The sequence below is a fragment of the Calditrichia bacterium genome, from assembly GCA_020634975.1.
In the GTDB taxonomy this organism is placed as follows: Bacteria; Calditrichota; Calditrichia; order RBG-13-44-9; family J075; genus JACKAQ01.
This window is the reverse complement of record JACKAQ010000001.1, coordinates 1220318-1239267: the sequence shown is the minus strand read 5'-3', so window position 1 is coordinate 1239267 and position 18950 is coordinate 1220318. Positions and strand designations below refer to the sequence as shown.

Sequence of the window (18950 nt, the reverse complement as noted above, 5' to 3'; positions counted from 1 at the left end):
GGTTGGTATGAAAATCGCGATTATTTCCGACATTCACGATCACCGGAAAAAATTGGAAAATGCACTTTCCCAAATTCAGGATGCCGACAAGCTGATATGCTGCGGCGATCTTTGCTCACCGTTTATTGTGAAAGATTTGGCCAGCGGGTTTTCCAAACCGATTCACATCGTTTTTGGCAATAACGATGGCGATCTGTTCCGCATTACCCAGGTTGCCAACGATTTTGATCATGTGCATTTGCATGGCGAAGTTGCCGATCTGCTGATCGATAACAAACGGTTCGCAGTTTCTCATTTCGATAATATTGGACGAATGTTGGCGACATCGGATGCGTTTGACGTGGTGTGTTTCGGGCATAATCACAAATACGAAGTAAGTTACGATGGCGATACTCTGCGGATTAACCCCGGTGAAATTATGGGTGAATTAACCGGACATTCATCATTTGTCGTTTATGATACCGAAAGCGGTGAAGTGATCAAATACGAAGTTCAGAAGTAAATTTGTTGTGATTTGTTGTCGTGAAAAATCTGTCGTGAAAATGAAAAAGCCGGTCAGTCAATACCGGCTTTTTCGTGGAGGTTTCAGATGTACAGACCCATATTATCTTCTTTTTGAGATGCCGTAAGGCACGTAAATCATACTTTCATCTCTGGTATCGTTAAACCAGTTTTGATTACCGGTCCCACCGCTTTGAACCCATCCGAAAAAGTGGTTATATGCATCCCGAACATACACGCCTTCGAAGGGATAATCCCAAACATCCGGAATATTCAGTGCCCATGTAAGATTGTTTTGAGTGCGATAGTAGCGCCCGTTTTGGGCTTGACTGGCGTCATCTTCGGTGCCGAAGAGCGCTTCGTCCACTAAATCTGTTGGAATTGCACCACTGAGGTGAACTTCGTACCCGCGATTGCCATCAGAAATCAGAAATGGGTTATAGGGTGCGGAGCCCAATTCTTGTGGCGTAACCGGATTCGTAAAACTGATGACTACAGAAAATGTATCCGGTGATACGTATGGCACACCTTCCTGACTATTTGCCGTATAACTCGGGTCCGAGGGTGGCAGTACCAATCGGGCATCGTCCAATACGATGATAACCGCCCGGCTTTGCCCGGCTTCGACACCGTTGGTTGCAAAAGTGACATGGCTACAGGTGATAATTTCGCCGGCAGTTCCGCGGATATCCGAAGGCTGCAGATTATCAAACTGGATGCCAAAAATATTGGATTTAAGCGAACCCGCTGCACGAACGACAAAGTTACCTTTCAGGCTGACAATCTCGTTGTTTGCGTTGGCAATTTTTTCAAAATTGTAATCAATAACCAAATCGTTGAAATCCAGATCACCCTGAACCGGCCAATCATCCTCAAACGCGAGGGTGTAATAGGTTGCTTCTGCAGGATCGGATGTGCTGTATGCGGAATCCGGGCTTGTGGGGAATTCATCCTGAAAATCGGGGATGCCGTCGCCATCTGTGTCAACATTGTCGTCATCCGTGGTTGGGATGTAGCCGCTGATTGCGGAAATCGGGTCCACCGTTGCGTAAAATACAGCGTCGTTAAAATCTTCATCACCGCCGGTGGAGCGGAGAATGTCTTCGAATCCCATTATCAGGTTGTTTGTGAGAACGTCACGCAGTAAAATCATGTGCTGTTGCTTATCCGATGGCCCATCGTTCAATTCGGCATCAGAGTATATTAACCCATTACCAACGGTTACTTCATCATGGGGGTCATCATAGCCATCAGCAATCAGTGTCCAGGCAACTGTTGTTCCTGCCTCAAATGATCCAAGAAATACTTTGTCGCCGGCTTGCAAAACTCTACTTCCGTCGACGCTCACATTCGGGAAAATAATGGTGATTTCAGAAACATCGTTATCGGATGCCGGGGGATTGTCATTTGGATAAGTGTAATAAGCCAATACATTTTTGTAACCGGCACCTTCATGAACGAATGTCACCCAGATATCTGCATTATTGGTTAAAACAATGTTGGTTTCGTTTCCTGCTGCCAAAAATTCCGGATGCAAATCCACGACGGATTCACCTTCCGGGAGAGATTGGTTGATACCAGTTAAAAATTCTTCGGTAAACTCATCCCGCTCAGCTTCCAGATAGTCTGGTTTTCCTTTGTTGTTCCAATCGCCCATGAAGATAAAATCCGGTGTGTTGGTGGTTCGGTTGAGTGTCATCCGTCTTGGGCGGGCGCCATCGGATATAAATTCCTGACCTTCCACACCTTGACCGAGGATAAAAACGAGATCGCCATTTTTCACCGGTGCCATGCTGGCATTCAGCATTCCGATAAATTGCATTTCCAGATATACACTGTCCTGCGTTGCGGGAACGCTGAACACGGTTTCCAGAATACCATTGCTGTTGGTAAATCCGGAAACGAGCAATTGGCCTAATTGATTGTTATCGCCGTAACCCTCTTTGTAGACATTGCAACGCACTGCCTGAATCGGGTTGCCTGAAGGGGAAAGAGCTTCGAATCGAACATTGATGCTTCGTGTAGTGTTGTAATCGAAGTCATCCGGAATTTCTGAATCAGGACCGGGTCCGGAACTGACTTTTTTGCAACCGCTGGATAGCGAAACAAAAACGATCAATCCTGCCAGCATCATTTTTAGGAAATTTGCAAACTTCATTTCTCAACACCTTTCTTGTGTAAATCACCATATTCCATCATGACTATTATTGTTCTAATCGACTTAAATTTTGTGTCGCTTTAGGTTTTTTTTGCAAAAAAGACCGCTATTTTTGAACAAAGCGGCAGAAAATTCTATCCGACCAAATTGCACGCTAACGATGTTCTGTTGAGATGTATTTTTTCCGGAATTCCCCAATCCTTGCAACCGGCAGCGAAAGCGTGTATTAACCAAAAACCATTTTGCAGAAATAATTAATTTGGTCCCCATTAAAACGTCAATTGAAAATATATTCGATCATTCTAAATATCACTTTAATTAAATGATGCAATAGAGCCATGTATTGCAGAATAAAAATCTTCTGATTTCATCCTTGCGAAAACACGTTTTTTGATTTTAATTGAAGGTTATATTTGAAAAATATGGATTAAGGTATCTGTCGTTTTAAGAATCGAAGGCAATGAAAAAAAATATAAAGAAGCGCAATAACTACCCGTGGGGAACATCGCGCCCGTATAACGCCTACAAAAATTTTTTGGCGAATAAATTTGGCAGCCGGTTGCAAAAAGTATCCGTCGATGCCGGGTTTACCTGCCCAAATCGTGATGGTGCCAAAGCATTTGGCGGTTGCACGTATTGCAATAACATGAGTTTTGTGCCTTATTATTGCACGCCCGGAATGAGCATCGAAGAACAAACTCGCGCTGGCATCGAGTACTTACAAAAACGCTACGGCGAGATGAAATTTGTGGTGTATTTCCAGGCGTATAGCAATACGTACGCGCCGTTGAGTTATCTGAAACATTTGTATGAACAGGCGTTGCGCCAGCCGGAAGTGTGCGGTTTGGTGGTCAGCACGCGTCCGGATTGTATCGATGAAGAAAAAATAGCGTATTTTGAAACACTGGCGAAAAGCCATTACGTCAGTTTGGAATACGGGTTGGAATCAATTTATGACGCCACGTTGGAACGGCTCAATCGCGGGCACGGATTTGCCGAATGGGCGGACGCAGTAAATATGACCGCCAATCGTGGCATTCACGTTGCGGCGCATCTCATTTTGGGATTGCCCGGCGAAACGCGCGAACAGATGCTCAAAACTGCGGAGGTTGTTTCGCGCTATCCCATCCAATCGTTGAAATTGCATCACTTGCATATCGTCAAAAAAACTGCGCTGGCAACGGAGTATTTGCGCGATCCGTTCCCGCTGTTCGAGTATGAAGAATATATCGATCTGGCGATCGAGTTTCTGCGACGGCTGAAGCCGGAAATTATGCTCCAGCGATTGGTTGGTGAAACCCGCCCCAAACACCTGATTGCGCCGCATTGGGGCGTGCGAACCTCGGTTGTCGTGCAGGATATCGAAGCGGAAATGCAGCGACGCGGTGTTTGTCAGGGCGATTTGTATCAGCCGGAAAACGGCGCACAACTCGCCAAAGGTTTATCACAAACAATTGAAAATCATTAATTTTTTTGACAGAATCGACAGGATTGAATTTTAAACGATGAGGCATACGGGAGATTCCAGCATTCGCTGGAATGACAGGTAATACCAATACATCTGTAAAATTTCCGTGAGTGGAAGTAGCTCGCTGAGTCGCATTTCCGAATCGCTACTAAAAAATCGTGCAAATTCTGTAATCCTGTCAAAAAAGATGTTAAAAACAGAAAAACATGCAACTGATCGATACCCATACCCATTTGCACTACCATTCGTTTGATGACGACCGCGACGCGGTGATGCAACGCGCGTTTGCTGCCGGCGTTGCACAATTGGTAACCCTCGGAACGGACGTGGCATCCTGCCATCAGGCATTGGCGCTGGCGGATGCGCATCCGCAGGTTTTTGCGTGTGTCGGGATTCACCCGTCGGAGGCGCATTTGGCAAAGCCGGGCGATGCGGATATCATCCGGGAACTCGCAAAATCGCACCCGAAAGTGGTGGCGATTGGCGAAATCGGGCTGGATTTTTATTGGGAAACGGAACATCACGCTGCCCAGTACGGCGTTTTCCGGCAAATGATCGACATCGCACAAGCGCTTGATTTTCCTGTGGTTATCCACAATCGGTCTGCTCAGCGGGAGATGCAGTGGTTTTTTCAGGAAGAAAAAATCGAGAAATTACACGGGGTGATGCACTGTTTCGCGGGGGATACGATTGATGCCGAATTTTATCTCGAAATGGGATTGCACATTTCGTTTACAGCCAGCATAACCTACCAGAGTTTCGATGAAAATGTTGCCAAGATTGTGCCGCTGGACCGCACGATGATCGAAACGGATTCGCCATACATCGCACCGTCGAAATCCAAAAAAAAGCGCAACGAGCCGGCGAATGTGCTGGCTGTGGCGCAAAAACTGGCGGAAATTCACGAACTGCCGGTTGCGGAAATTGCCCGCATCACCACCGAAAACGCTCGCCGTTTTTTTCGCCTGCCAAATTTAATTGACGAATAATTTTCCGAGATATTCCAGCAGTGAGTTGTAAAATTCCGATTCCTTGCGGGGCGAGCTGCCGTCACCATTGGTTTGCGGTTGAAACGTGAGGTTGAAAAAATCTGATTCGTCGGCGTTTAAATGCAGTCTGTACGGTGCTTCGGTCATCAGTGCAACGTATGCGGAAAGCTGGTCGGGCTGGTCGTTCAAATCCATCACAAAATTGTATTTCGCATTGCGGAGTTTGTCCACAATTTCGTCGCGGGGCAGGCTCATCCGGTTCAAATCTTTTTCGGAGAGTTTGTCTACATCAAATAATTCTACCCGCCAGTTGGGATAAGATTTCCGCAGCGATTGGATAAAACGGTTCGCATCCTCCAACAGTGACATGTTGCGCGGCATCACCACCAGCACTTTTTTGATGACACTGGCTTTCGCCGGAAAATTTAGGGTTTGGCTCAACCGGGATAACACCGGACGAACTTTCGAATCGAGAAGGTAGCCGGTAATTTTATTTTTTAGGCTCATTGCGATTTATTTTCCGAATCTTTGGTTGAAACATACGGTTTTATATTTTTCCACAAACGCAGCAGGCGGTCGCGGATCGATTTTTCGTGTCCCATTTCCGTCGGGTTGTAATAAATTTTCCCAGCAACCTCCTCCGGTAAATACGGCTTTGCGACAAAATGTTCCGGATGATCGTGGGCATATTGGTAATCTTTGCCGTAATCGAGTTTTTTCATCAAACCGGTTGGCGCGTTGCGCAGATGCAGCGGCACGGGCACATCCGGTTGTTGGCGAATATCGTCCATCGCTTTGCGGATTGCCATATAGCTGGCGTTGCTTTTCGGTGCTGCCGCCAGATATGTTGCCGCCTGACTCATGATAATCTGGCATTCCGGCATGCCAATGTAAGTGACGGCGGTAAAACAACTTGTGGCGATTGTCAACGCTGCCGGATCGGCATTTCCCACATCTTCCGATGCCAGAATAATCATTCGCCGGGCGATAAATTTGGGATCTTCGCCGGCTTCCAGCATTCGTGCCATCCAGTATACTGCCGCATCCGGATCGCTGCCGCGCACACTTTTGATGAACGCAGAAATCAGGTCGTAATGATACTCGCCGCCTTTGTCGTACTTCAGCACTTTCTGCTGTGCCGCTTTTTCGAAAATGGCTTTGGTGAGCACCAGCGGCGGCTGGCTGTCGCCGAGCAAATCCACGGCGTGTTCGATGGTGTTCAGCGCGCGCCGTGCATCGCCATCCGCCAAAATATACACCGTTTCCCAATCATCAATTTTGACCTGCTTCTCACGAAGCACAGAATCTTTTTCGAGCGCCAGCTCAACAATTTTTCGAATATGATCGTTATTCAGCGATTTTAGCACCAGCACCTGGCACCGGGAAAGCAGGGGCGAGATTACTTCAAACGACGGATTTTCGGTAGTTGCGCCGATGAGCGTGATGGTGCCGTCCTCCACCACATGCAGCAGCGCATCCTGCTGGGCTTTGTTGAACCGGTGAATTTCATCGATAAACAGAATGGTGGATTTGCCGAAATAATCGCGGTTGCTGCGGGCTTTTTCGATGGTTTTGCGAATGTCCGCAACGCCAGCGGTAACCGCGCTCATGCTGATAAATTCGCTGTTAACTGTGTTGGCAATCGCCCGCGCCAATGTGGTTTTGCCAACGCCGGGCGGTCCCCAAAATATCAGCGATTTCAATCGGTTGTGTTTCAGCGATTCGCGCAGCGCCGTGCCTTCGCCGATAATGGCTTCGTGACCCACAAAACCATCCAGCCCGGCGGGACGGGAGCGTTCCGCCAGTGGAATTGCCGCGGCATCTTGCGGCTGCTGTTGCTGTTGTTGCGAAAATAAATCCATAGTGATTTAATTTAATATCTCGTTACTGAAATCAAAATAGCAAATTCAATCCATGAAATTTGGGTTTTTCAATTTCAAAAGTGTGCAATTTTTTCCCGCAGATTCCGGCAAAAGCAGTTCAGCCGGGTTTCCGGAAAAATTTCTGGTTAAAATTGAGAAAATTTATCCCGGATGTGCTCTAAAATGATTAACAAAAGCGGATTTTTCGACGAAAATAACGAGGATATGTCAATAGAAATCAACATCCGTTTTAGTTCGGTCATTTTTGTCGAACAAAAGCAACATGTTTTTTGGAGAAATCTTATTTACCATGTGAATTTAAAGTGTTTAAAAATAGATATTTATGGTGGCTCGAAAAACCATTCTGCAAATGGCATCCTTTTTGTTTTGAATCGTAGCAATTCGCAAAACTGGCGATGCTGTTATCGTGACCAAATTGACCCAGGTCAATGTTAAGGCAACAGAATTATCTATATAATCAGGGATTCTTTTTTAATAATCGGTGAATGCGTTAATGGAATAGACGCGTTTAGCACAATCACGAAGGAGGCATTTTGATGAAAAAAATGTTGACCGTTTTAAGTATAGCTGTATTTTTGGGGAATATGCTTTGGGCACAGGAACGGGATGTTCGGCGCGACCAGCATGTTCAGGCAACAAAATGGGAAATTTCCAATTTAGATTACAATATTTTGGACGGATGCGAACTGCAATTGCTCGACCAAAGCAGCGATTTACGCATTGCCGCACCCGAACAATTCCAAATGGGCGTGCAAACCGCCACATTTATTGTTGATTACGATGGTTTTACGCCGCAAGCCCAAGCCGCATTTCAATATGCGGTGGATATATGGTCATCTATTTTAGTGTCTGATGTCCCGATCCGGGTGAGCGCCAAATGGGCGCCGTTGGCTTCGGGCGTGCTCGGCTCTGCCGGCCCGGGCGATTTTGCAAATAACGGCACCAACTGGTATCCGGTGGCTCTGGCAGAAGCCTCGAACGGGTCTGCTTTAAACCATCCGGACAGTGCAGATATTGTTGCAACGTTCAGTAGTGTTTTCAGCAATTGGTATTTGGGAACAGACGGCAATCCGCCGTCCAATAATTTTGATTTTGTGTCTGTTGTGCTGCACGAACTGGGGCACGGTTTGGGATTCCTCGGTTCGATGGGATATGACAACGGCACCGGCAGCTGGGGATTGGGAACGGCGTTTCCGTTTATTTACGATCAATATTCCCAAAATGGCAACGGACAGCAATTAATTGACATTAATAATTTCCCCAATTCCTCAACGGCGTTGGGTGCACAATTAGTGAGCAATAATTTGTTTTACGCGGGAACTAAAACCGTTCAGGCGAACGGTGGAACGCCCGCACCGATTTATGCACCGAATCCCTGGGAGCAGGGTTCGAGCTATTCGCATTTCGATGAATCATCCTACAACGGCACGCCGCATGCGCTGATGACACCGGCAATTGCGCCCGGCGAAGCCATCCATTCACCCGGCGCGTTGATGCTGGCATTGTTTGAAGATAACGGCTGGCAAGTTAGCGGTGGTGGTGGCGGTATCGTTACCAAACTGGAGCAAACCTTCAGTGGTGCAACTTTACCGGCAGGCTGGCAAATTGTGGATGTGGACGGCAGCGGCACAACCTGGGAATTGCGCACGCAGGTAAATTTTGATGGTACGCTGGTTAATCCGCAAATCGGAACGCATTTTCTCTTCAGCAGCTTCAATAGTGCAAACGGCACATTCATCAGCGATTGGTTGATTACCCCGCAAATGCAAAATGTTCAAAACGGGGATAAGATCAGCTTTTACGCCGGAGCGATCGGCGGTGCCTTCAACGACTCGTTGCGGGTTGTCGTTTCCACAACCAATGCCAATCCGGCAAGTTTTACGAATCAGGTTGCATATTTCAAAGTTGCCGGACCGATTAGCAGTTGGAACCCGTACGAGTTTGATATTTCGGCATTCGCCGGGCAAAATATCTATGTTGCACTTGTCTATTTGCACCAGAATGGCGGACCAAACGGGGAACATTCCGACAACCTGTGGCTCGACCATTTTTCGTGGACAGGCACAGGCATTGTTGCCATCGACGACGATCAACCAGCGGTTGCGAAAGCATTTAGCCTGGAGCAAAACTACCCGAATCCGTTCAACCCGGAAACCCGCATACGCTACAGCGTTCCCAAATCTGCGAATGTAACGTTGTCGGTTTACAATCTGGTTGGTCAAAAAGTAGCTGTTCTGGTCAACGAAACGCAGGCATCCGGCACTTACGAAATTTCGTTTGATGCCAGCCATCTCAGCAGCGGCGTGTATTTTTATCAATTGCAGGCCGGCGAATTTTCAAACGTTCGCAAAATGCTGTTAACCCGATAAAACTCCTCGATAGACCCCTCGCTAAAACTTCGGATTAACGGATTTTGGCACCGAAGCGTCAATATAAAAGAAGCCCGGAATAATTGCCGGGCTTCTTTTTTTCAATAAAACATTCAGCTGATTTTTATTCCCCCCGCCGCAGTCTCTCTATGAGATATTGCGAATCCAGTTTTGATTCGTTATAATTCATTCAAAATAAAAATGGATTCAAAAGCAATCTGCCGGTTTTGCATTTTCAACCGGGAAAGGAAGTAAATACATGAGAACACTGCGTTTAGCAATGGCGCAAATGAACGCTACCGTTGGCGATTTAAAAGGAAATTTTGCAAAAATCGTAAATTTTGTGGAACAGGCCAAAGCGCAACATGCGCACATCGTTGCGTTTCCGGAGCTGACACTGACGGGGTATCCGGCGGAAGATTTGCTGCTTCGCCCGGAGTTTATCGAGGATAATCTGGAGTATCTCCAGAAGCTGATTCCGTACAGCAAAGATATTTCTATCGTTGTCGGTTTTGTGGATCGCCGGGACGATATTTTTAACGCGGCGGCGTTTTTGCATCGCGGCGAAATGGTGGATATTTATCACAAACAGTTTTTGCCAAACTACGGCGTTTTCGATGAAAACCGCTATTTTCAGGAAGGCAAACGGCTGCCGGTTTACAAATTTAATGATATCAACATCGGCGTAAATATTTGCGAAGATATTTGGTATCCCGGCGGACCGTTGCACGATCAGGCGTTATATGGCAACGCGGAAGTGATTATCAACATTTCGGCATCGCCGTACGCAATGGAAAAAGTGCAGGATCGCACCAACATGCTGAAAGTCCGGGCGCAGGATAGCGAGGTAATCTTGGCGTATGTCAACCTCGTTGGTGGGCAGGATGATATCATTTTTGACGGCACCAGCGTGCTCATTTCCGAAGACGGCGATTTGATCGCCCGGGCGCCCAGTTTTGAAGAAGCGCTGATTGTCGCGGATGTACATCCGGATAATGTGTTTGCCAAACGGCTGCACGATCCGCGACGCCGGAAAGAAAAATTGTTTGTTCCGCCCAACAAAAATATTCAAATGATTACGCTGGAACCGTCGGTGGCGTTGCCGCTTAACGATATTCCGGCACCGGAAATTTTGCCGGATTTATCGACGGACGCAGAGGTGTATCACGCCCTAACCCTCGGGTTGCGCGATTATGTGCACAAAAACGGGTTCAGCAAAGTGCTGATGGGGCTTTCCGGCGGGATCGATTCCGCGTTGGTTTGCGCCATTGCGGTAGATGCGCTCGGGAAAGAAAATGTGACCGGTGTTTCCATGCCCAGCAAATTTACCAGTACGCTCAGCAAAACAGACGCGCAGCAGCTTGCGGAAAATTTCGGGATCGACTATCACGAGGTACCGATCGGACGGTTGCACGATTTGTATCTGGACGAACTGAAACCGTTGTTCAAAGAAACCGAATCCGGCATTGCGGAAGAAAATATCCAGGCGCGGATTCGCGGAAATATATTGATGGCGCTGTCCAATAAATTTGGTGCGCTGGTGCTCACCACCGGTAACAAAAGCGAGTACGGAACGGGCTATTGCACGTTATACGGCGATATGTGTGGCGCGTTTGCCGTAATAAAAGATGTGCCGAAAATGCTGGCTTACGCCCTCAGCCGCTATCGCAACGCAGTTGCGAAATTTGATATTATTCCCGAATCGATCATCACAAAAGCGCCGAGTGCCGAGCTTCGTCCCGATCAAAAAGACAGCGATTCGCTTCCGCCATACGAGGTGCTCGATCCAATTCTGAAAGCGTATGTCGAAGATGATCTGGCGTTTGAGGAAATTGTCCGGCTCGGTTTTGATGAGGATTTGGTGAAAAATATTCTGCGACTGGTGGATCTGAACGAATATAAACGTCGCCAAAGTGCGCCGGGCATCAAAATTACGCCGCGAGCCTACGGCAAAGATCGCAGATTTCCGATTACCAATGGCTATCGGCGCTGACGCGCAAAGATCAAAAGTAAGGATAAAGGATAAAAGATAAAGGATAAAAGATAAAGGATAAAAGATAAAGGATAAAAGTAAATAGGTATATGTGGCGCAGAATGGCATTTTGTCTTTATCCTTCTCGGATTTATCCTTTATCACTTATCCTTTATCCTTTCCCAATTTATCCTTCAATTGGGATTGCAGCGTGGCGAGAATTTCCGACAATTGCTCCGGGTTCATTTCAGTGACGGCAAAATGGCGCATTAATTGTTGTTGGCGATTAAAAATCAGGATGTTGCTTTTCCCTTTAACGAAATGATAGTCCTCCGCGAATCGACCTTTCCAATCCAGCAGAATCCACAGCTTCCGGTTTTCTTTCGGGAAAAAACCTTTTACCAATCCTTTCAGAAAAAAGGGAACACCGCGTAAATCTGCCACCGCAACGTATCGAACCTTGTCAAATCCCGGCTCATTTTTCAACGAATCCTGAATGGCTTCGCCCCAAATGCGGTTGAATTCGCTGCCATCGCGGTCGCTGCCAAACACAACTATGATGCTGTCTCCCCAGCTTTCGTGGGTGTATTCGCGGTTGAATTGGTCTTTCATCTCAAATTCGATCAACGCTGTTGCGGATGAATCGGAATTCGATTGGGAAAACAATGGAAGAAAACCTAATAAAATGGTAAAAATCAAAGTAAATTGGCGCGTCATTGTTATTTTTTCGTAAATTATGGAATATTTGACAATAGAACCGAATTCATGATAAAAATACTTATGTTTATTTTACAGGATGAAAATTACAGATACCCGTTTTCCACCGCAAGAAATTTGGACAAAACTTAACCACTATTCAACGCCGTGTTGGCACGGCATAATCATATAAACATTGATGGAGGCTATTGAAGATGAGAAAATTATTATTTTTGGCGCTGATGAGCATGTTGCTTTGGCAATGTGGCGGCAATCCTCAGCCGGAAGCAAAACAGGAAATGCCCGCCGAAACCGGGTTGCAGGGCAAGCCGGTCGATTACACAGTGGATGGCATGACCATGAAAGGTTACCTCGCCTACGACGCGGACAAAACCGGCAAACGTCCCGGAATTTTGGTTGTGCATGAGTGGTGGGGCGCAACGGAATACGTTCGCGAACGTGCGGATATGCTCGCGAAACTCGGATACACCGCATTGGCAGTGGATATGTATGGCGAAGGCAAAATTGCCGATCACCCGGATGACGCCATGAAATTTGCCACCGAAGTAATGCAAAATATTCCCGCCGGGGAACAGCGTTTTCGCGAAGCAATGAAATTGCTCAAATCGCAAGCGACGGTGGATACCAGCAAAATTGGTGCAATCGGCTACTGTTTTGGCGGCGGCGTTGTGTTGCACATGGCCCGGGCAGGTATGCCGCTGGATGCCGTTGTAAGTTTTCACGGGAGCATCGCAACCCAAAATCCGGCTAAAGAAGGTGATGTAAAAGCCGCAATTCTGGTGTGCAACGGCGCGGATGATCCGTTCGTAACCGACGAACAAATTGATGCGTTCAAAGCGGAAATGGAAGCCGCCGGTGCAGATTTCAAATTTGTGAATTATCCCGGTGCGGTGCACAGTTTCACCAATCCGGATGCAGATGCAAACGGTCAAAAATTTGAGATGCCGCTGGCATATAACAAAGCGGCGGATGAGCAATCCTGGCAGGATATGCAAGATTTGTTCAATCGCGTTTTTGCGGAATAAATGAGAGATCATATTCAAAAAATCCGGTGTCGGCACTTGCCTGCACCGGATTTTTTTTGCGCAGACATCAGAATTGATTTGCCCGAAACAGCCGCTATGGTTATCTTTGTTTTCTACAAAATATCTTCGAAATGTGCTCTTTAACATCAGATTTTCCACGAAATAACATATCTTTCAGGATATTAATCATATTTCTCGTAACCGCCGAAATACGGAGTTTTCGCATGGCGCATAAAATCAAATTGTTCAAAATATTTGCTGTATTTTTGTTGTTGCAATCCACAATCATAGCGCAGGATTTTCTCCTGCAGGGTTGGTATTGGGATTATCCCAAAACCACGGATAACAATCTGTGGGCGGACACACTGCGGCTGAAAGCGCAGGAACTGGCTGACGCCGGATTCACTCACGTTTGGCTGCCGCCGCTTTCCCGCGCAAGTTTCGGTAACAGCAGCAACGGATACGATCCGAAAGATTTGTTTGATTTGGGATTGCCGGCAGGTGGCGGCGCAACCGGTTTCGGTTCGGTGACGGATTTGCAAAACCTGATCGCGGAATTTAACGCTGTCGGCATCAAAGCGGTGGCGGATGTGGTTTACAACCACCGCGACGGCGGGAAACCGGAGAATAATCCTGCGGTCGAAGGCTGGATCGAAGGCATGACGGACACAAAAATCAATTCAGGTGACCAGCCGTTTCCATCAGATCGCTTTCGGATTGTGTTGCCGATTGGCGGTGCAACCGGTTATGGCAGCGGAACGTACTATTTTAAAATTCGCTCAAAATCGTTGCATTCAAATTTTCACAACTTTGGGTACAAACTGTATATTCAAACAAATAGAGTCGGTTACCGAAACTTGTCTGAGCTGAGTGAGGATGAATTTAACAATGGCGCATTCAATGGTGGTGGTGATTGCGGGCAAGGTAACAATGCTACAGAGTTAGGACGAGATATGCTAGCAACCATCGACAACGCCGGTTGCGGTATCGACGAATTCGCCCTCACCGTAACCACAGATGATTTTTTTGCGGCAGGTGATACACTCTTTATTTTCCTGAACAACACCGGCGGCAGCTATTCTGACCACACCGTGCATGGTCTCTGGTATGACAACGGTTCCTTCGGGCAGGATATTGTAAATTCACTGATTTATCAAACATATACCAATTTTTTCGGATTACCCAGTCAAATGGGCGGAATGAATTACCTGAATTTCAAACCGAATGGCAATTCTACCCAGCTTTCCGGCGATTTTGATTTTATGTGGTTTTTTTACGATTACGACCAAAATGTGCAGAATACCAAAGATGTGTTGTTCGACTGGAGCAAATGGCTGTGGACGGATAATGGCATCCGGGGATACCGGATGGATGCGGTGAAACATTTCGATTACGCTTTTGCCGGCGATTTGCTGGATTATTTGTATGACCAGGGCATCGCGCCGGATCTCGTTGTCGGCGAATTTTTTGATGGCAATCCCGGCACGTTAAAAAACTGGGTGGACGTCGTCTCGGCGAATATGGATGCAGACACCAAAACGGCTATCACGCCGCGAATTTTTGATTTTTCCCTCCGCAGCAAACTTGAAGCCGCAGACGTTCCGGCAATTGATGTGCGGGAAGTTTTCACCAGCAGCATGGTGGATGCCGTTGGCGCCAGCGGATTTAATGTGGTTACGTTTGTCAACAATCACGATTTCCGGCACGGTGGCGAACCGGTGGAAAACGATCCGATTTTGAGTTATGCTTATATTCTCACGAACAACCAGATCGGTTTACCGACGGTATTTTACACGGATTACTACCATCGCGGCATCAAAGATGAAATTGACGAATTGATCAGCATTCACAAAGCGCATATTGCCGGCGCAACCCAGCGGGATTATTTGAGCAATAATGGCGGCTATTATCGCTATTATGACTCCGGATACGAAACCAATACACTTTTATATCAACTCTATGGAACACCTTCCGGTAAAGATGTAATGGTAGCCATCAATTTTGCCAACATTGCACTGCGCGTCACGCACGGCGTGAACACGTTTGAACTGCCCGTCGGTTCAAAACTGTTCGATTTAACCGGCAACGCCACCAGCAATTTTATGGAGGTGGACGGTAACTCTCGGGTTAGTTTCGAAATTCCCGCGAGGAGCTATACGGTTTGGCTGGAAACCGATGGCATCGAATCGACCCCGCCCACTGCCACAATCAGCGAATTTAGCGGCACAACCGCAAGCGGCACCATTTCTGATGGCGGCTCCGGCATCGTTTCCATCGAGGTGAAAACGCTGGAAGGCGCGACCATCACTATCGGCGGCAACGATTTTGCGCAAGGTCAGCGATTCAATACTTCGCCGGTGAGTTCCGTAAGCATTACTGCGACAAAAACCGGTACATCGCCAAAAGCACGATTGCTGATTACCGACGCTGCCGGGAACCAGCGTGTCTGGTTTGTGGATTTTCTGTGATCGATTAAACGAATATTTTCAATAGCTTATAAACAATACCAGGGTGGAGATTGAATGATGATACTCAACCGAAAACACATGCTGCAGACGCTCATTTTGGCCGGTTTACTGCTCTCAGGTTTTTTAAGTTGCGATAAAATCCCGTTGGATGTGATCCGCGATCAGGTTCGGGATCAGCGCGAACCTGTCAAAATTCTCAAAAAATTCGGTGTAAAAGTGAACGAGCAAACCGGCGAAATTGAAGTTTTTTACGGCGGTCGGCAAATTCCCATCCAAAAAGCCGGGATGAATTATGTTTCCAACACCATCATCAACAATCAGGTAACGCTGGCACAAATCCGTTACACGCCGCTCGGCTGCAACGATTTTGATACTGCGAACGGTAAAAATCTGCGTACGTTTGCGGTCGATTTCAGGAACACCAGTGGCAACACCTTTCAATATGTGGTGCCGACCAACGTTACCGGCAGCAATGTTTTTGGCATCAGCGGCAGCGTTAGTACAAATATCGCTCCGTCAACCGGTCCGTTGGATGTGTTCACAATTGCGTTTGTTCCGGCGCTGAAAACCTGCAATACGTTCAGTTTCTATTTCGATTTGTCCGACGGATTTACCGATTAAACGCGACGGCACGGAGTGAATCGTATGTTCAAATCGATCGGTAAATTGGTGATAGTTTTGGGTGTCTTTTCGATCATTTCAACTGTCGGGGTTTCGCAAAATCGCGAAATTCCACACCAAAATAACCAATTGGACCGGCAAATGTTGCCGCCGGATCGTCACATTTCCAACACCGCAATTATTAAATACGAAACGACTTTTGCCAACGAATCAGCACTCGCTGAGTGGACGATCATCAACCAGGATGGCAGTGCCAATGGCAGTGGAGCAACCGTTGGCAAATTTGTGACCGGACTGGTTTTCCCCGGTGGGGGATCGGTTGCACCGAAGGTGGCGGGCACATATTTTTGGGCGAGTAATTTTGATAATGCTAACGGCACCCTGATGGACGAATGGCTGATTTCCCCGCAATTGCCGGTGGTTTTACCGGGTGACACGCTGTCATTTTATGGCGGTGCGCCGGAAGTGCTGTTCAAAGATTCCATCGAAGTGCGGCTGGCAACCAGCGATCCGCAGGGCGGCACGGCAGCTTTCACACACAAGTTGGCGCGATACAAAATGGACGGTCCGCGCGGCAGTTGGACGGAATATCGCGTCCCGCTGGATTCGAGCATTTTTATTGGATCGAACATCTGGATTGCGTTGCGATACTGGCACACGAACGGCGGCGTATTTGGTAACAGCACGGACAATGTTTGGCTGGATCATGTGACGATCACCGGGAACAATCTGGTGTTCAGCCAAAATATTTCCGCCGGTTGGCGATTGGTCGGGCTTCCGGTAGCTGCCAGCGATTCATCGGTAAACACACTGTTTCCGAATCACACCAGCGGAACGCTATTCGGTTTCGACGGCGGCTATTTCAGCGAAACACACCTCACTCGTTTTGCGGGATACTGGCTTAATTTTCCCGGAGCGGAAACGGTTGAAATTACCGGCGCACCGTTTTCCGAATGCATCATTAACCTCGTTAACGGCTGGAATCTAATTTCCGGACCAACCTGCACAGTGCCGGTCAGCGCGATAGATGATCCGGATGGCATCATCATCTCCGGCACAATTTACGGCTATGAAAACGGCTATTTCAGCGCGGATTCGCTAAAAGCCGGGCAAGGCTATTGGGTGCGCACGCGCGGCGCCGGGCAGATCAGCATTAGTTGTGATTTTTAAAATGGAAATTTTGGGTTGGCATCAATGAAAATAAAAAACAGAAGGCGACCGTATCAGATCGCCTTTTGTTGTCCTCATCCGTGTGTCAGCAATCCTTCCCTGCGCAATATCTCAAGAAATTCTGCAACATAGTTTTTGGCATCTGCAATTTCATATTCCGATTCCAGCGCGTCACTGATGGTTTCCGGAGGGATTCCGGCTTGCAGATGCTGCCAGATTTTGCTCCCCGTTTCGTTGAGGGAGTAGTAGCGTTTGGTGTTCAGATGAAGCAAAACGCTTTCGTTTTCGTCCAACGTTGTGTGTATAATATTTGGATCAATCCGGTATTTTTGTGCGACAGCCATTGAACCTCCGTGTTATGTTTTTTATTTCAGCAAAATCATTTTGCGGGTTTGGTCGGCATTTTCAACTGAAAGTTGGTAGAAATACACGCCGTTAGCCACCGTCCGGCGTTGATCGTTCTGCCCGTTCCAGCGCACAGAATGTTCTCCGGCGGGCAAGGTTTTGTTCACTAAAGTCGCCACAATTTTTCCGTCGATATCGAATACCGTCAATTTAACACTTGCGGATTTCTCCAGCCGGAACGGAATGGTTGTGGACGGATTGAACGGGTTTGGATAATTTTGGTGCAGCTCAAACGTTTCCGCCACATTTTTTTCCGGTTGAATACCGGTGGAAGGGTTGTTCACCAAAATGATGTGATCGAGCCACACATTATCCGAATGTGCACCGGTTGCACCGCCGTTGCTATGCCAATACCGCAACGCAATCCAAACCGGCTGACCCCGCCACAGCGCGGAATCCAGCGGCACAGCGTATCGCGTCCAGTTGCCGAGTGGACCTGCCATTTTGTAACGACCTAATGAATGGACAAACGCAGAAATATTCCCCTGCGGATTTTCGGTTGCGAGGCGAACTTGCACAGAATCGTCGTATCCGCCGCCGATGGCACCGCCCCAAAAATAGAGCGTGTCGCCCGTTTCCAATGCCGGTAGTTGCGGCGAAACCAGCCATTCGTCGAGTAAATTGCCGTTGGCATTCGAAAAATTGCTCGCCCAAAAATAGGTGCCCGGCACTTGCGGTTTGATGCTGTCGCCGTTGCTGTAAATCAGATATGTGGTAAAGCCGCCAACGGAATTGTTGAAACTGCCGTCCGCGTTGATGATCGTCCATTGCTGCATTGCGGTGGAATCTGCAAAGCTTTCTTCAAATTTTATCTGTCCGGAAATGGCTTCCGGCGATGCGGGTATTTGGTATTCAGTCGGCGATAATTGACGCGATTGCAGGATTTCCCGTTCAGGCATGTGTTGTGCAAATCCGGGTGCACCGAAAATAGCACAAACCCAACAAATCACCAAATAGCGCAAAAAAACGATCACGGTTGAAATGTTCCTACAAAAGCGGTGGTCACATCCGGCAGCGATTCGTGCCGGCGAATTTCGGGTTTTACAAATGCCTTTTTTGCGGGCGATGGGTTGTTTTTGGTTCCATCCTGATTGAAAATTTGAGCCGCATTTTCCGCAGTAGTGTGAGCTTTCATCGATTGTCCTTATGTTCAGCAGTTACAGGATTTTAAATAAATGTATTCGAACAAGACTCCGGATTCCGG

16 protein-coding genes are annotated in these 18950 nt (G+C 47.4%); 9 read left to right on the top strand and 7 right to left on the bottom strand.

Translation table 11 applies throughout. The features are described from left to right. Positions 1-7: 7 nt before the first annotated feature. The gene (locus H6629_04945) at positions 8-502 is read left to right on the top strand and encodes a metallophosphoesterase family protein (protein ID MCB9067138.1); all 495 of its coding nucleotides are present in this window, start codon (positions 8-10) and stop codon (positions 500-502) included. Between the two features lie 102 nt (positions 503-604). Here the strand turns inward: H6629_04945 and H6629_04940 are convergent, their stop codons facing one another. Further along, positions 605-2659 carry an LruC domain-containing protein gene (locus H6629_04940; protein ID MCB9067137.1) on the bottom strand — a complete coding sequence of 685 codons (2055 nt, stop codon included), beginning with the start codon at positions 2657-2659 and terminating at the stop codon, positions 605-607. Between the two features lie 460 nt (positions 2660-3119). On the opposite strand from H6629_04940, the gene H6629_04935 reads away from it, so the two are divergent. Together H6629_04935 and H6629_04930 are read left to right on the top strand one after the other, a co-directional pair. Continuing rightward, positions 3120-4127, top strand: coding sequence for a TIGR01212 family radical SAM protein (locus H6629_04935; GenBank protein ID MCB9067136.1), 1008 nt, complete (start codon positions 3120-3122; stop codon positions 4125-4127). 206 nt (positions 4128-4333) lie between these two features. Continuing rightward, positions 4334-5116: a TatD family hydrolase gene (locus H6629_04930; GenBank protein ID MCB9067135.1), complete on the top strand. Its 783-nt coding sequence runs from the start codon at positions 4334-4336 to the stop codon at positions 5114-5116. Here H6629_04930 and H6629_04925 read toward each other — a convergent pair. Next, positions 5102-5623, bottom strand: a complete 522-nt coding sequence (locus tag H6629_04925; protein ID MCB9067134.1) for a hypothetical protein — start codon at positions 5621-5623, stop codon at positions 5102-5104. The genes H6629_04930 and H6629_04925 overlap by 15 nt on opposite strands. Next, complete coding sequence (locus H6629_04920; GenBank protein MCB9067133.1) at positions 5620-6978, bottom strand: replication-associated recombination protein A; 1359 nt, start codon at positions 6976-6978, stop codon at positions 5620-5622. Before H6629_04920 ends, H6629_04925 begins: the two co-directional genes overlap by 4 nt. Positions 6979-8915: 1937 nt before the next feature. Here H6629_04920 and H6629_04915 point away from each other — a divergent pair. Both H6629_04915 and H6629_04910 read left to right on the top strand, forming a co-directional pair. Beyond that, positions 8916-9368, top strand: coding sequence for a T9SS type A sorting domain-containing protein (locus H6629_04915; protein ID MCB9067132.1), 453 nt, complete (start codon positions 8916-8918; stop codon positions 9366-9368). Between the two features lie 259 nt (positions 9369-9627). Continuing rightward, complete coding sequence (locus tag H6629_04910; protein MCB9067131.1) at positions 9628-11361, top strand: NAD+ synthase; 1734 nt, start codon at positions 9628-9630, stop codon at positions 11359-11361. A 144-nt stretch (positions 11362-11505) separates the two neighbouring features. Here H6629_04910 and H6629_04905 read toward each other — a convergent pair whose 3' ends face one another. Next, positions 11506-12057, bottom strand: coding sequence for a hypothetical protein (locus H6629_04905; protein ID MCB9067130.1), 552 nt, complete (start codon positions 12055-12057; stop codon positions 11506-11508). A 194-nt stretch (positions 12058-12251) separates the two neighbouring features. Here H6629_04905 and H6629_04900 point away from each other — a divergent pair, with 194 nt between their 5' ends. The 4 genes from H6629_04900 (at position 12252) to H6629_04885 (ending at position 17341) form a co-directional block, all read left to right on the top strand. Next, a complete protein-coding gene (locus tag H6629_04900; GenBank protein ID MCB9067129.1) occupies positions 12252-13082 on the top strand; it encodes a dienelactone hydrolase family protein in 831 nt (276 codons plus the stop codon). A 224-nt stretch (positions 13083-13306) separates the two neighbouring features. Beyond that, the gene (locus H6629_04895; GenBank protein ID MCB9067128.1) at positions 13307-15550 is read left to right on the top strand and encodes a hypothetical protein; all 2244 of its coding nucleotides are present in this window, start codon (positions 13307-13309) and stop codon (positions 15548-15550) included. Positions 15551-15604: 54 nt separating this feature from the next. Then, positions 15605-16171, top strand: a complete 567-nt coding sequence (locus H6629_04890) for a hypothetical protein (GenBank protein ID MCB9067127.1) — start codon at positions 15605-15607, stop codon at positions 16169-16171. 24 nt (positions 16172-16195) lie between these two features. Next, complete coding sequence (locus H6629_04885) at positions 16196-17341, top strand: choice-of-anchor J domain-containing protein (GenBank protein ID MCB9067126.1); 1146 nt, start codon at positions 16196-16198, stop codon at positions 17339-17341. Positions 17342-17415: 74 nt separating this feature from the next. On the opposite strand, the gene H6629_04880 is transcribed toward H6629_04885, so the two are convergent. The 3 genes from H6629_04880 to H6629_04870 are packed head-to-tail and all read right to left on the bottom strand — an operon-like array spanning position 17416 to position 18881. Next, the gene (locus H6629_04880; protein MCB9067125.1) at positions 17416-17685 is read right to left on the bottom strand and encodes a PqqD family protein; all 270 of its coding nucleotides are present in this window, start codon (positions 17683-17685) and stop codon (positions 17416-17418) included. 21 nt (positions 17686-17706) lie between these two features. After that, positions 17707-18720 carry a T9SS type A sorting domain-containing protein gene (locus H6629_04875; protein ID MCB9067124.1) on the bottom strand — a complete coding sequence of 338 codons (1014 nt, stop codon included), beginning with the start codon at positions 18718-18720 and terminating at the stop codon, positions 17707-17709. Continuing rightward, positions 18717-18881, bottom strand: a complete 165-nt coding sequence (locus H6629_04870) for a hypothetical protein (protein ID MCB9067123.1) — start codon at positions 18879-18881, stop codon at positions 18717-18719. The genes H6629_04875 and H6629_04870 overlap by 4 nt, the downstream gene beginning before the upstream one ends. Positions 18882-18950: the final 69 nt, after the last annotated feature.